Genomic DNA, 11,964 nt, shown 5'->3' with positions numbered 1-11,964 from the left:
GTCAGCGGCGGGTCGCCGCCACGGCGTGCAGGATCGGCACCGGCCCGCGCCGGCTCACCGCGCGCCACCCGACGACCCGCAGGCCGGCATCGGCCAGCAGCCGGCCCATCGCGGGCCGGCTGCGCGGCCGGTTGCCGGCCCCCACCATCGGCGCGACGGTACGCAGCCAGCCCACCGCGAACAGGTCGGCGATCACCAGCAGCCCACCCGGGGCGAGCACCCGGGCCGCCTCGCGCAGCCCTTCGACGGGACGCGGCCAGAAGTTGAACGCCATGGTGCTGACCACCACGGCGAAGGCGCCGTCGGCGAAGGGCAGCGGATCGGCGCCGGAGCAGACCACCTGCGCGCCGGCTGGCAGTCGTCGGCGGGCGAGGCGCGCCATCTGCTCGGCCGGATCGGCGCCGACCAGGCGCGCGCCGGGGAGGCGGGACGCCGCCGCCTCCAACAGGGCCCCGGTGCCGCAGCCGACGTCGAGCAACGACGCCGGTTCGGTGGTCAGCGCGGCCACCCAGTCGAGAGTGGTCCGATGCAGGGGTGCGAAGATCCTTTGCACGCCATCGTCGTCGTAGCGCGGCGCCCACTCGTTGAACCGGGCCACCGACTGGGCCTCACGGCCATGCTCATCCATCGGGATGATTATGTCACGACCTGGGAGTACCACAGGTGGCACTATCAGTGACTTCCTGACGATCTAAGCACCAACACTCTATTTGGTGGTATTTTCCGTCACCCAAAGTGTCCTATATTGAGCTTTCCTCAAAGATAGCTCGACCGAGAGGTGACGACGATGCATCCATGGACCGGCACGAGCGTCCGGCTACGCGCCCTGGAGCCGAGCGACTGGCCGGTCCTGCGCCGCATCGCCGAGGACGCCGAGTACGCCGAACAGGGCGGCGTCGTACCACCCCGGCCGGCCACGGTGTTCCAGCGGCGCACCTCCCCCGAGTTCACCGCCCGCGAGGACGACGAGTTCACCCTCGCCATCGTCGCCACCCACGACGACGAGATCCTCGGCACCGTGTCGACCCGGCTGGCGCAACCCTGGAACGGCACCTTCGGCGCGAGCATCGCGCTGGACGCGGAGCGGCGCGGCCGGGGGCACGCCACCGAGGCGGCCGTCCTCCTGCTGCGCTACATGTTCAGCGAGCGGCGTTACCAGAAATGCAACGTCGAGGTGCTGCCGTTCAACCAGCCGTCCCTGCGGCTCTGCGAACGCCTGGGGTTCATCGAGGAGGGACGCCGACGCCGCAGCCACTTCGGGCGGGGTCGCCAACACGACATCGTCCTGCTCGGCATCACCGCCGAGGAGTACCTGGAGCAGTGGCAGACCGCCGAGTAGACCAGCTATCTCATCGGTACCGCGACTCGCTCCACGGTTTCCGATGGCGCCGGCACCAGGTGGCCGACCTGGGGATAATGGCGGTCATGGAAGATGATCTTTCGCTTGCCCGCCGAGCCGCTCTGACCGGCGCCGCAGTGGGTCTGCGATACTTTGCGACCCTCGCGCAGCTACCCCGGGAGCTGAAGTCGGACGGCAGCGTGGTGACCGAAGCTGATCGCGCTGTCGAAGCGGCCATCCGAGAGGTGCTAGCCGACGCGCGGCCCGGCGACGCGATCCTCGGCGAGGAGGAAGGGCAGAGCGGTCGGGGCAGGCGCCGTTGGATCGTCGACCCGATCGACGGGACTGCTCTGTTCATCGCCGGCGACGACAGATGGCTGGTGCTCGTCGCCCTGGAAGAGGCCGGCGAGATCGTCGTCGGAGTGGCAGCGGTACCAGCCCAGGGGAACATCTGGTGGGCGCAGCGGGACAGCGGAGCATTCCGAGCGGACTTCTCCGGGCTGACGACGACCGACGAGCGACGGATCACCGTCGATGTCGACGGACGGGAGACGCTCCGCGGAAGTCGGCTCGGCGTGATCCCCACCGACGACGAACTCCTCCCGGCTGAACGCGAAATGATAGCGCCGCTGAACGCCATGACATCGACAGTGCCCTGGAGCACCCACGCCGCGCTGCTCGTGGCCAGCGGACAGTTGGACCTCGCCATCCAGACTCGGGGACAGGTGTGGGACTTTGCCGCCACCTCGCTCATCGTCCAAGAGGCGGGCGGGCGCTACAGCGGGCTCGCCGGACAGACACACCCCACCCCCGGGCCAGCCCTCTTCGCCCGCAGCAGCCCCCTGCACACCGCAGCGCTCGACGCCCTCGGGGCCGGCGCACCTCAAGCGACCGAAGGGCGTTAGCCAACACGTTCCGCCGCCGGGCAAACCTGAGTACACGACCTCATGCCCGGCCGGGTCAGGCCCCGCACCCTGGACCGCGTGACGTCTGAAGAGGTAGCGACAGGCCGACGAGGTGGTCCGATCGTGGGATTCCTGACACTGGTCTGGGTCTGCGGACTGATCGCCGTGGCCCTGTGGTGGATGGGCATCGCCCTGGAGCAGTGGAGCGCCACCTACGACGACCAACCCGACGAGTTCGACGACATCCAACGTCGGGCAAGCCAGGCCCTGCTGGTCGCCGCGATCGCGGCGACCGCCGGGCCAGCCCTCATCGCGCTCGTCGCGTACCACCTGCGGCTGGTGCGCACCGCGGTCGTCTTCCTGGTGCTGACCGTCGTCATCGCGATACCCGCCATGCCGCTCGCCGTCGCTGCCGGCGGGAGCCTCGATCCGGCGCCGGCAGCGACCACGCCCGGCCCGCCGGGACACTGCGTGGTGCACAGCGGCGGTGACAACCGCTGCCCGGGCGGCTGACCGAACGGATCCGTCGGGGCCGTCGTCGTCCCCCATTGGCCCTACCTTCCCGGGTGGCTCTGCCGCCCGTCGGCAGATCATCGCCGGGAGCCCGCGAGGCCGACGTCGATGGGGCATCGCGTTAGCATCGGTCGGTCGGCCACTGCCCGACCGAGGGGGATCATTGGCGGCGACACGGACACCGTCGCGACGGTGGGCCGGTGCACCCGCGTCGTGCTCGCCAGCGACGCGGTGGCGAACGGGTACGCCAACTACGTACTGGACACCGCTCCTGGGATCACGCTCGGCCGGATCGGGCAAGCGGTCATCACGGTGCTCGCGGTCGCCCTTGTCACCGCGGCACCCAGGGTCGCACCCTGGCTGCATTGGCCGAGAGATATCGGGCTCCTGCCGTAACCGAGCTTCATCTCCACAGTGGATGGCAGTTGAGGCCGTGACCGGGATCGAACCGGCGTAGACGGTTTTGCGGACCGCTCCCTCACCACTCGGGCACACGACCAGACAGAAGCGCCCGCGGAGGGAATCGAACCCCCGACACCCAGCTCCGGAAGCTGGTGCTCTGTCCCCTGAGCTACGCGGGCATGCGTGGGAGTGGAGAGATTCGAACCGAGGCGTGCGGGCGGAGGGGACCTGCTGCCCCTATCATTGGCCCATGACCAACTCTGCCGGACCGCGAGTCTGCGCCGGCTGCTCTCGACAGTTCGTCGCTACCACGAGACACCGACTGTGCGGCGGGTGTCAGTACCGGAGGCGGCAGGCCAAGGCTCCGTGCGCGTGCGGGGTGCCCAAGTCGCTGAAGGCCAAACAGTGCCGCTCCTGTACGTACGACAGCACCGCGATCGCCAACGAGCCCGACCCGGCGCGGCTGGCCTGGATAGCTGGCCTCATCGAAGGTGAGGGCACCTTCGTTCGGCGACGCTCCGGTGGCGGCATTGTCCGAATCCAGATGACCGATCTCGATGTGATCGAGAAGCTGGCCGAGCACCTTCCGTTCACCCCGCGAATGTGGTCATACACCCCAAGTGTGGACCATCACAAGCCATCGTGGATTCTTGGCATCCAGCGGCGCGACGATCTGTTTTGGCTGGTCCAGAAGATCCACCCGCTACTTTCCGAGCGGCGACGGGAAGCGGCGGCTCTCCTCATTGATAACTTCACGAACCCGCCAGACCTGGCTACGCCCTCGTGGTCTTACACCTTGAGCGACCCGCCAGGCGCAGCATGGGCAGCCGGGGTGGTTGAGGGCGAGGGATGGATCGGGCCACCGCACCTGGAGGTGACGTCGACCGACCTTGACGTCCTTGAACGGCTCGCGCAGCTCGCGGGCGGCGGATCCATCGGAGCGGTCAAGCGCAGCCGAGAGAACCATCGGCCCGCCCACAGGTGGCAGCTCTACCGGAAGGGGCTTCTCCTGCCGTTTCTCGATGCCATAAGACCATGGATGCTCTCTCGTCGTGCCGGCGCTGTGGACCGCTTGATATCGGTGCGCGTCCCTGGACTTGAACCAGGCGTGCCGTAAGGCGCCCGCTTTACAGGCGGGGGAGCGACCAGCCGCTCACGACGCGCTTGGGGTGACTGGCGGACTCGAACCCGCGACAACCCGGACCACAACCGGGCGCTCTACCGCTGAGCTACAGCCACATCTACGGCCCGAAGGCCAGTGTCCGCAGAAGGTGTCGAACCTCCGACCCCCTGGGTGTGGACCAGGCGCTCTCCCGTTGAGCTACGCGGGCATGCGCGGAAGGGGTGGTGTTCGAACCCGCGAGGAGACTTCCGCCCTCTACACCGTTTCCAACGGCGTCCCCGTGACCGCCGGGACCCCTCCATCGCTCCGACGACTGGACTCGAACCAGTACCTGTACGGATTAACAATCCGCTGCCCTACCGATTGGGCGACGCCGGAATGGTCGCGCGTGCGGGACTCGAACCCGCTTCACCAGCTTGAAAGACTAGGGGCCTACCCATAACCGAACGCGCGTCTGCGTACCCCGAGCTGGTGTCGAACCAGCGACCTTCGGCTTGTCGAGCCGACGCTCTCCCGCTGAGCTACCGGGGCGGGAGCGGGGGCGGGATTCGAACCCGCGATGTCCGGCTTATGAGGCCGGCGAGGACGACCGAACTCCTCCACCCCGCAAGTGCCGCCGAAGGGAATCGAACCCCGCAGTCCGGAGTAAAAGTCCGGAGCCCGGCCATCAGGCGCGAGCGGCGTGAACGTCCCCCGAGCAGGAATCGAACCTGCCACGACCCGGTTTAGAAACCAGCGCTCTATCCGCTGAGCTACCGGGGGATCTGGTACGCCGAGTGGGACTCGAACCCACGACATACTCATTAAGAGTGAGCAGCTCTGGCCGCTGAGCTACCGGCGCATGGCGAGGGGTAAAGGAGTCGAACCCTCATCGTTTCCGATGGCCCGGTTTTCAAGACCGGTTGCCCACCACTGGGCGCTACCCCTCATTGTCGGGTACGAGCGATTCGAACGCCCATCCTCCGGCTCCCGAAGCCGGCGCTCCACCAAGTTGAGCTAGTACCCGTTGAGTCGGGACGGCCGGATTCGAACCGACGGCCCTCCGGCCCCCAGCCGGATGCGCTACCAAACTGCGCCACGTCCCGAAAGAGCCCCCGACTGGAATCGAACCAGCGACTTCGACGTTCGTAGCGTCGCGCTCTATCCACTGAGCTACGGGGGCATTGTGCTGCGTGCCGACGGCTGGATTTGAACCAGCGGCCCCCGACTTATCAGGTCGGTGCTCTTACCGGGCTGAGCTACGACGGCTTGGTGGAAGTGACTTCCGGGCACTACACCCCCGAGACGCGGGCGGCGAAGGTCGACTTCGAGGAGCGGTTCCTGCCTGCGGGAGCAGGCAGGGGCAGTCGCTGTCGACCCATTGCGGAAGGTGCGGGAGTCGAACCCACAACGGCCGGAGCCGCAACGGATTAGCAGTCCGTCTGCCCTACCTATGGCAAACCCTCCGTGCGCGCTGACGACGGGACTCGAACCCGCGGCCTTCCGGCTGACAACCGGATGCTCTCGCCACTGAGCTACGCCAGCATGGTCTCGGCCCGAGGGCCGGAAGAGTGGAGACGAGGGGAGTCGAACCCCTGACCTTCTGAGTGCGAAACAGACGCCCTACCACCTGGGCCACGTCCCCCTTGGTTCGGACGCCCGGAGTCGAGCCGGGCCTCCTGCTAACGCACGGTGGAGTTGCACACCACTCCTCCGACCTCGCGTACCCGGAGCGCGACTCGAACGCGCACTGTCCTGGTCCTGAACCAGGTGCCTCCTGCCATTGGGCTACCCGGGCATGGGTTGCTGAGTGCCGACGCCCGGTGTCGAGCCGGGTGCCTTCCGTTTATGAGCCGGACGCTCTGCCGTTGAGCTACGTCGGCGAGAAGTGAGCCAGCGCCGGTGACAGACAGGAATCGAACCCGCGTCCGCCACATGACAAGTGTGGTGCAGCGCCGCCGTGAGCTACACCGGACTGGTGCCCTCGACAGGATTCGAACCTGCACTGTCGGCCGCCTCATGGCCGCGTCTCCTGCCAGTTGGACTACGAGGGCTTGCGCTCCCGGGCCAGGATTCGAACCCAGCTCTCCGCATCCAGAGTGCGGCGTCTTACCGAATAGACGACCCGGGAATGGTGGTCGACGAACGGCGGGTTCGCCGGCCGGTGACCGGCGCTGCATTGGCGACTCTGCGCCGGTCGCGTGTCAGCTCCGGGAGCAGGAATCGAACCTGCGTCTGTACCGGGATCCAAAGTCCCGTCGCCCTTGCCAGCAGAGCATCCCGGAACGGTCGAGCGGTCGGCGGGCACCGACCCCGCTTCTTCGGTTTGGAAGACCGACGTGTCCGCCGAGTTCACTACGACCGCATGGCATTTCGTTTACGTAGGCCGTACGGGGCTCGAACCCGTAACCTCCTGGCTGAGAACCAGGTGAGCTGCCACCTTGCTCCAACGGCCCCTGGTGGAGAAGAAGGGATTCGAACCCTCGACCTCCGGTCTGCCGCGCCGGTGCTCTCCCCGCTGAGCTACATCCCCATGGTCCGGGACCGGGGTGTCGAACCCCGTGTCTCTCGCTCCCAAAGCGAGCGGGTCAGCCGTCTCCCTCGTCCCGGAGGTTGTGCCCCCGGCCGGCCCGTGCAGGCGCCGGCCGGGGTCTTGTTCATGCCATCCACTGTGGAGTTGAGAATTTGCCACGCCGCCGGCCGCAGCCGAGACGAAATGCAGGGGCAGCAGGAATCGAACCCGCAACCTTCGGTTTTGGAGACCGGTGCTCTACCAGTTGAGCTACGCCCCTACGGGGTTGTTCCGGTAACGAGAAAGCCGCCCTGTCCCTGTCGGGGCGGGCGGCTTCGCAGCTTGCGCTGACGCTATTCGCGCCGCCACCCCGGCTTCCAGTTTTGCTCACTCGCGCACAGATCGTGGGCTCGCCCGATCGAGGGCAGCACGACACCGCCGCGCGGCGTCAACCGCGTAGGTTCGGCGTAGGCATACTGCAACACGGGGAGCTCCTTGGGTTTGTCGGATCGGCCTTGCTCATTCAAGGTAGGCGTTGTGCCGCTCGGATGGCAATGGATATTCCGAGCCACCTTCATGTGGCTCGTGGCGGCGGTGGCGGGTCACTGGCGTTGGGCGGCCGGCTGAGGCTCCCGGCCGTCGAAATATCAGCAGTTTCCCGGCCGGTCGGAGCCCATCGGCTACGCGTCAGGGTGGCTGAACGCGAAACTCACCTGACTCGACGTTCCTCCACCTAAGTTCGATGCGCAGGACGCAGCCGAACCGGGGAGAGACGTGGACAGCTATCCGGCGATCGAGGATCACGGACTCATCGGCGACCTGCAGACCGCCGCGCTGGTGACGTGTGACGGGACGGTCGACTGGTTCTGCGCGCCGCGGTTCGACTCGCCTAGCATCTTCGCCGCGCTGCTGGACAAGGACAAGGGCGGCTACTTCCAGATCGCGCCGCACGACGTGCGGTACGTGACCAAGCAGCTCTACCTCCCCGGCACACCCATCTTGATCACACGGTTCATCAGCGCCGACGGTGTGGCCGAGGTGATGGACTTCATGCCGGTCACCGGCGAGAAGGCCACCGACGCCCATCGCCTGGTCCGCATCGTCACCATGGTCCGTGGCAGCATGCGCTTCAAGGTGGAGTGCCGGCCGCGCTTCGACTACGCCCGCGAAGAGCATCAGTTGGAGCGCCACCACAACGGCTACGTCTTCCGCAGCCGGTCGGCCACGCTGACGTTCAACCCGGTCGACCCCGTACGGCGGTTGATCTCCGAGCAGGGCGACGTCCATCTGGAGGGCGGCGACCTGGTCGCGTACGGCACGCTCAACGAGGGCGACACCGGCGGGGTGGTCCTGGAGACCGCCGGCACCGAGCCGCGGATCATCCCGCCGGAGGAGATCCAGGGGATGTTCGAGTGGACTCGGGACTACTGGCGGCGCTGGCTGGAACGCTCCCGCTACACCGGCCGCTGGCGGGAGATGGTCGAGCGCTCCGCCATCACGCTCAAACTCATGACGTACGCGCCGACCGGCGCGATGATCGCCGCGCCCACCGCCGCGTTGCCCGAGCTGGTGGGCGGGACCCGTAACTGGGACTACCGCTACACCTGGGTACGCGACACGTCGTTCTCGGTGCACGCGCTGCTGGGCCTCGGGTTCACCGAGGAGGTCAGCCGGTACATGAACTGGCTGGACGAGCGGATCCGCGAGGCCGGCGAGCACCAGGACCCCCTGAAGATCATGTACCGGGTGGACGGCTCCTCCGACCTGCACGAGGAGGTGCTGGACCATCTGGAGGGCTACCGCGGCTCGCGGCCGGTGCGGATCGGCAACGGCGCGGCCGACCAGATCCAGCTCGACATCCACGGCGAGGCGCTCTACGCCATGCACCTCGCCGACGAGCAGGGCATCCGCGTCTCGCACCAGGTGTGGAAGAGCACCATCCGGCTCGTCGACTGGCTCTGCCACAACTGGGACCAGCCCGACGCCGGCATCTGGGAGAGCCGCCACCACCCCCGTAACTACACCTTCGGCCGGGTGATGTCCTGGGTCGCGCTGGACCGGGCCATCCGGTTGGCCACCCGCACCGGCCGTCCCGGGGATCTGACCTGCTGGACCGAGCAACGCAACCGCATCTACGACCAGGTCATGGCCCGCGGTTACGACCGGGCCCGCGGGACCTTCGTGCAGGCGTACGACGAGAACGTGCTGGACGCGGCGTTGCTCGCCATGCCGGCGGTCGGGTTCGTCACGCCGAGTGACCCGCTGTGGCAGTCGACCCTGGGCGCGATCGAACGTGAGTTGGTCTCCGACAGCCTGGTCCACCGCTACGACCCGGCGCACTCCCCCGACGGTCTCCCCGGTCACGAGGGGACCTTCAACATGTGCACCTTCTGGTATGTCGAGGCGTTGGCCCGTTCCGGCCGCCTCGACGACGCCCGACTCACATTCGAGAAGATGTTCACGTTCAGCAATCACCTGGGTCTCTATGCCGAGGAGATCGCCGCGACCGGGGAGCAGATCGGCAACTATCCCCAGGCGTTCAGCCATCTCTCATTGATCAACTCAGCGTTGACGCTCAACGACCTGCTCGACGCCGAGAGCGAGGCCCGCCGCCGTCGGTAGGGCGCACACGCTCTGGCCGGCAGCCCGGTCGCCGCAGGACCGCGTCGAAACCGGATGGTCAGGCCGTCGAAGGTGCCAAGCACCACCCCCGCCAGGGTGCCGGCGTGCTCGGCGACCAGGAACAACTGCGGTTCGCGTACGAGCGTGGCCGCGAGCTCCGCCCGGGGTAGCACGTCCCGGCCCGCGGATTTCCACACCTCGGCGACGCCGTCGTAGTCCGTCCAGGTGAACTGCCGTAGGTGAGTCACAGCATCCGTCCTGGCCGCATCCGAGTCGGAGGCGGTGGGGTCAGTGACAGGGCTCGCACCGACGACAGCAGCCACGACGCGGCAGCCTCCGGGGCCACCCGCCCACCGCCTGATCAACCGCTCGGTTGATCAGGCGGCGGCCCGTCTACCAGCCGCGCAGGAGCCACTGCTGGGCGGGCGTGTTGTTGCAGGTCCACTGCCACAGGGCGTTGCCCGCGATGGGGTCGCCCCAGGGGACATCGACGCACTGCCCGGTCTGGAGGTTGCGCAGTGCGTAGCCATTCACGCCGGGTACCTGCGCGACGGACCAGAGCTGCCGGGCGGCACCCAGGCAGTCCCAGAGTTGGAGGGTCTGACCGGATGCCGGGTTGCCCCAGGGCAGGTCGAGGCACTTGGGGCCGTCGGGCGACCAGAGCGAGCTGACAAGCTGGTAGTAGACGACGCCGCCCCACCTTCCCTCGTAGACCATGGTCCACCTCTGGGCCGCGCCGCCGTCGCAGGGCCACTGCTTGATGGCCGTGCCGTTGGCGGTGCTGGCGTACGACACGTCGATGCACAGGCTGCCGAAGGGGTGCTCGCTGGTGGCGGAACTCGCGGATCTGAAGGAGTACTCGGTGGCGGCGCTGGCGGGCGAGGCGGCCACCAGGCTGGTGGCGAGGAGTCCCACACACACCGCGAGCACCATGGACGTCCGGCGGAGGATCTTCATGCCGTTCCTTCCAGGGGAGTTGACGATATCGAGAAGGGGGTGGCCGGCCAGCGCCAGATACGGCGTTGTCTGTCCGCAGGGTTACAGGCGGCCGCTGGTGTAGAGGTAGTCCAGCAACCGGCCGTCCACCCGGTCCTGGAAGGTGTCGGCCAGCGCGGTTGGCGGTTGGTCGTACTCGTAACCGCAGCGCACCCAGCGGTCCGGGACGCTTGCCACGTCCAGGTACCCCTCGTCGATGCTGCCCACCTCGAAGCCGGGCTTTCCGGCCGACTGCCAGCAGCTGAAGAGCTGACCGTCGGCGTTGACCACGGCGCCGTACCGACCTCCGGGCGTCGAGCAGATGTGGCAGGTGGTTCTCATGCTGGGTCGGACCATCCGGAAGCCCGCTTCCAGTGCCGCGATGCTCCAGCTCGCGAACGCATCGCTGACATCGTCGATGTGTCGCATGGTGTTGCGGTACCCGAAGCCCGCGTCGCCGACCCAGGCGAACGTCACCGTGCACCGCTCGGGGTTCAGGCCGGCGGCCAGTTCCCCGACGAGGTCGGCGATCCGGTCGAAGTTGTGGTGCGACACGTTCACCCGCAGATTCCAGTTGAGCCCGGTGACCTCGGTCGCGCGGGCCACGTTGTGCAGGATGGTGTCGAAGGTGGGTGCCCCGGACCGTTTGACCCGGATCTGGTCGTGGTCCGCCCGGCTGCCGTCGAACGTCACCTGCACGCCGTTGAGACCCGCCGCGTACAGCTCGCGGGCCAGCCTCGGGCTCAGCAGGACGCCGTTCGTGGTCATGGCGCACTGGTCGAGTCCGATGCCGCGGGCTCGGTCCAGCAGGGTGAGGCAGCCACGCGGGTTGAGCAGCGGCTCGCCGCCGAACAGCAGCAGGTAGAGGCGATCAAGCTCGCACCGACGCATCCGGTCGCGGGCAAAGGTGATGATGCGCTCGACGGTGTCGGTGTCCAGCCAGGCCCGCCGGATCCGCGGTGGGCGTGCGCCGCCTGTGTCGTCCAGCCCGGTGTTCTGGAAGCAGTAGCCACAGCCGAGGTTGCAGGTGGTCGTGGTGAGCACGGTCAGCGAGAACGAGGCCGGCACACGCGGCTGGAACGCCCCGGTGCGGCGCAGGATGCCAGTGGTGGCGTCGTCCACCGTGCCGTCGGGGCCCACACACTCGGGGCGCAGCAGTGTCCAGGTCTGGTTCCCGATGAACCACCAGCCATGTTCGCTACGGATCAGGCGCGGCGCGTCGGTGTCGTCCAGACGGGTGCCGATCATGACTTTTCCTTCCCTCGATGGTGCTGCGTGTCGGGTCAGCGGGGCCCGTAGGCGGGTCACCGCCGCCGACGGGCCCCGCGGTAACGCACCTTGGCTAGGCGTCCGGGCCGGCGTTCTGCTGCAGCGTGGCGTTCTCCGGCGCGCCGATCTGGATCCCGCAGGCGGCGTCCGTGAGCTGCGCGGAGCTGCGGTTGGCGAGAACCCGGCTGACCTCCGGCGCCCCGATCTGGACTCCGCAGGCGAGGGCCTCTTCAACGGAGACGTCCGGCCCCCGGTTGACGAGGATGCTCTCCAGCTCTTCAGCACCGATCTGAATACCGCACATCTGTCCTGCTCCCCTCTCCGG

The 11,964-nt window shown here is 67.8% G+C and carries 10 protein-coding genes and 31 tRNA genes; 6 read left to right on the top strand and 35 right to left on the bottom strand.

The features are described from left to right. Window position 1: 1 nt before the first annotated feature. Window positions 2–628 (bottom strand): class I SAM-dependent methyltransferase, encoded by a 627-nt coding sequence (locus tag ACPXBU_RS00935; protein ID WP_393368230.1) that lies wholly within the window; start codon window positions 626–628, stop codon window positions 2–4. 159 nt (window positions 629–787) lie between these two features. Here ACPXBU_RS00935 and ACPXBU_RS00930 point away from each other — a divergent pair, with 159 nt between their 5' ends. The 4 genes from ACPXBU_RS00930 (at window position 788) to ACPXBU_RS00915 (ending at window position 3,153) form a co-directional block, all read left to right on the top strand. Further along, a complete protein-coding gene (locus tag ACPXBU_RS00930) occupies window positions 788–1,339 on the top strand; it encodes a GNAT family N-acetyltransferase (protein WP_393368229.1) in 552 nt (183 codons plus the stop codon). A gap of 86 nt (window positions 1,340–1,425) precedes the next feature. Continuing rightward, on the top strand, window positions 1,426–2,244 hold the full coding sequence (locus ACPXBU_RS00925) for an inositol monophosphatase family protein (protein ID WP_425755652.1): 819 nt from the start codon (window positions 1,426–1,428) through the stop codon (window positions 2,242–2,244). 123 nt (window positions 2,245–2,367) lie between these two features. Further along, window positions 2,368–2,757, top strand: coding sequence for a hypothetical protein (locus tag ACPXBU_RS00920; RefSeq protein ID WP_425755650.1), 390 nt, complete (start codon window positions 2,368–2,370; stop codon window positions 2,755–2,757). A gap of 192 nt (window positions 2,758–2,949) precedes the next feature. Then, window positions 2,950–3,153, top strand: a complete 204-nt coding sequence (locus ACPXBU_RS00915; RefSeq protein WP_425755648.1) for a hypothetical protein — start codon at window positions 2,950–2,952, stop codon at window positions 3,151–3,153. 32 nt (window positions 3,154–3,185) lie between these two features. Here ACPXBU_RS00915 and ACPXBU_RS00910 read toward each other — a convergent pair. Further along, window positions 3,186–3,256: transfer RNA gene (locus tag ACPXBU_RS00910), tRNA-Cys, on the bottom strand. A 9-nt stretch (window positions 3,257–3,265) separates the two neighbouring features. After that, window positions 3,266–3,338: transfer RNA gene (locus ACPXBU_RS00905), tRNA-Arg, on the bottom strand. Between the two features lie 200 nt (window positions 3,339–3,538). On the opposite strand from ACPXBU_RS00905, the gene ACPXBU_RS00900 reads away from it, so the two are divergent. Beyond that, window positions 3,539–4,276 (top strand): LAGLIDADG family homing endonuclease, encoded by a 738-nt coding sequence (locus ACPXBU_RS00900; protein ID WP_425755646.1) that lies wholly within the window; start codon window positions 3,539–3,541, stop codon window positions 4,274–4,276. Here the strand turns inward: ACPXBU_RS00900 and ACPXBU_RS00895 are convergent. From ACPXBU_RS00895 to ACPXBU_RS00755, 29 genes are all read right to left on the bottom strand, one after another. Then, window positions 4,242–4,323: transfer RNA gene (locus ACPXBU_RS00895), tRNA-Tyr, on the bottom strand. The two genes, ACPXBU_RS00900 and ACPXBU_RS00895, sit on opposite strands and share 35 nt — an antisense overlap. Window position 4,324: 1 nt before the next feature. After that, window positions 4,325–4,398: transfer RNA gene (locus tag ACPXBU_RS00890), tRNA-His, on the bottom strand. A gap of 20 nt (window positions 4,399–4,418) precedes the next feature. Then, window positions 4,419–4,490: transfer RNA gene (locus ACPXBU_RS00885), tRNA-Val, on the bottom strand. A gap of 96 nt (window positions 4,491–4,586) precedes the next feature. Continuing rightward, a tRNA-Asn gene (locus ACPXBU_RS00880) sits at window positions 4,587–4,660 on the bottom strand. 1 nt (window position 4,661) lies between these two features. Beyond that, a tRNA-Glu gene (locus ACPXBU_RS00875) sits at window positions 4,662–4,735 on the bottom strand. Window positions 4,736–4,741: 6 nt separating this feature from the next. After that, window positions 4,742–4,813: transfer RNA gene (locus tag ACPXBU_RS00870), tRNA-Val, on the bottom strand. A 2-nt stretch (window positions 4,814–4,815) separates the two neighbouring features. Then, window positions 4,816–4,891: transfer RNA gene (locus ACPXBU_RS00865), tRNA-Met, on the bottom strand. A gap of 2 nt (window positions 4,892–4,893) precedes the next feature. Further along, window positions 4,894–4,964: transfer RNA gene (locus ACPXBU_RS00860), tRNA-Lys, on the bottom strand. Between the two features lie 7 nt (window positions 4,965–4,971). Beyond that, window positions 4,972–5,044: transfer RNA gene (locus tag ACPXBU_RS00855), tRNA-OTHER, on the bottom strand. A gap of 3 nt (window positions 5,045–5,047) precedes the next feature. Next, window positions 5,048–5,123: transfer RNA gene (locus ACPXBU_RS00850), tRNA-Lys, on the bottom strand. A gap of 1 nt (window position 5,124) precedes the next feature. After that, window positions 5,125–5,210 (bottom strand) — tRNA-Ser (locus ACPXBU_RS00845). 4 nt (window positions 5,211–5,214) lie between these two features. Then, a tRNA-Pro gene (locus tag ACPXBU_RS00840) sits at window positions 5,215–5,288 on the bottom strand. A gap of 5 nt (window positions 5,289–5,293) precedes the next feature. Next, window positions 5,294–5,367, bottom strand: a tRNA-Pro gene (locus tag ACPXBU_RS00835). A 4-nt stretch (window positions 5,368–5,371) separates the two neighbouring features. Further along, window positions 5,372–5,444: transfer RNA gene (locus ACPXBU_RS00830), tRNA-Arg, on the bottom strand. Window positions 5,445–5,455: 11 nt separating this feature from the next. Further along, window positions 5,456–5,530: transfer RNA gene (locus tag ACPXBU_RS00825), tRNA-Ile, on the bottom strand. A 115-nt stretch (window positions 5,531–5,645) separates the two neighbouring features. After that, window positions 5,646–5,728 (bottom strand) — tRNA-Ser (locus tag ACPXBU_RS00820). A 5-nt stretch (window positions 5,729–5,733) separates the two neighbouring features. Then, window positions 5,734–5,806 (bottom strand) — tRNA-Asp (locus ACPXBU_RS00815). A gap of 27 nt (window positions 5,807–5,833) precedes the next feature. Then, a tRNA-Ala gene (locus ACPXBU_RS00810) sits at window positions 5,834–5,906 on the bottom strand. A 79-nt stretch (window positions 5,907–5,985) separates the two neighbouring features. After that, window positions 5,986–6,059 (bottom strand) — tRNA-Leu (locus ACPXBU_RS00805). 13 nt (window positions 6,060–6,072) lie between these two features. After that, window positions 6,073–6,144, bottom strand: a tRNA-Met gene (locus ACPXBU_RS00800). A 14-nt stretch (window positions 6,145–6,158) separates the two neighbouring features. Further along, window positions 6,159–6,235 (bottom strand) — tRNA-Thr (locus ACPXBU_RS00795). Between the two features lie 2 nt (window positions 6,236–6,237). Beyond that, window positions 6,238–6,315 (bottom strand) — tRNA-Leu (locus ACPXBU_RS00790). Between the two features lie 5 nt (window positions 6,316–6,320). Next, a tRNA-Gln gene (locus ACPXBU_RS00785) sits at window positions 6,321–6,392 on the bottom strand. Window positions 6,393–6,469: 77 nt separating this feature from the next. Continuing rightward, window positions 6,470–6,546 (bottom strand) — tRNA-Gln (locus ACPXBU_RS00780). Window positions 6,547–6,553: 7 nt separating this feature from the next. Then, window positions 6,554–6,626, bottom strand: a tRNA-Gly gene (locus ACPXBU_RS00775). Window positions 6,627–6,643: 17 nt separating this feature from the next. Then, window positions 6,644–6,717: transfer RNA gene (locus tag ACPXBU_RS00770), tRNA-Glu, on the bottom strand. A gap of 1 nt (window position 6,718) precedes the next feature. Then, window positions 6,719–6,794 (bottom strand) — tRNA-Cys (locus tag ACPXBU_RS00765). A 1-nt stretch (window position 6,795) separates the two neighbouring features. Next, window positions 6,796–6,871: transfer RNA gene (locus ACPXBU_RS00760), tRNA-Pro, on the bottom strand. Between the two features lie 109 nt (window positions 6,872–6,980). Further along, window positions 6,981–7,053, bottom strand: a tRNA-Trp gene (locus ACPXBU_RS00755). A gap of 494 nt (window positions 7,054–7,547) precedes the next feature. On the opposite strand from ACPXBU_RS00755, the gene ACPXBU_RS00750 reads away from it, so the two are divergent. Continuing rightward, window positions 7,548–9,395: a glycoside hydrolase family 15 protein gene (locus ACPXBU_RS00750; protein WP_393368220.1), complete on the top strand. Its 1,848-nt coding sequence runs from the start codon at window positions 7,548–7,550 to the stop codon at window positions 9,393–9,395. Window positions 9,396–9,788: 393 nt separating this feature from the next. Here ACPXBU_RS00750 and ACPXBU_RS00745 read toward each other — a convergent pair whose 3' ends face one another. From ACPXBU_RS00745 to ACPXBU_RS00735, 3 genes are all read right to left on the bottom strand, one after another. Next, window positions 9,789–10,352, bottom strand: coding sequence for an RICIN domain-containing protein (locus ACPXBU_RS00745; RefSeq protein WP_425755643.1), 564 nt, complete (start codon window positions 10,350–10,352; stop codon window positions 9,789–9,791). Between the two features lie 81 nt (window positions 10,353–10,433). Continuing rightward, window positions 10,434–11,618 carry a radical SAM protein gene (locus tag ACPXBU_RS00740; protein WP_425755641.1) on the bottom strand — a complete coding sequence of 395 codons (1,185 nt, stop codon included), beginning with the start codon at window positions 11,616–11,618 and terminating at the stop codon, window positions 10,434–10,436. Between the two features lie 94 nt (window positions 11,619–11,712). Further along, a complete protein-coding gene (locus ACPXBU_RS00735) occupies window positions 11,713–11,943 on the bottom strand; it encodes a hypothetical protein (RefSeq protein ID WP_393368212.1) in 231 nt (76 codons plus the stop codon). Between the last annotated feature and the right edge of the window lie 21 nt (window positions 11,944–11,964).

This window comes from Micromonospora sp. DT231 (assembly GCF_049847025.1).
GTDB lineage: Bacteria > Actinomycetota > Actinomycetes > Mycobacteriales > Micromonosporaceae > Micromonospora.
Note: the sequence above shows the minus strand (reverse complement) of the source record. Positions and strands in the feature narration are given on the sequence as shown.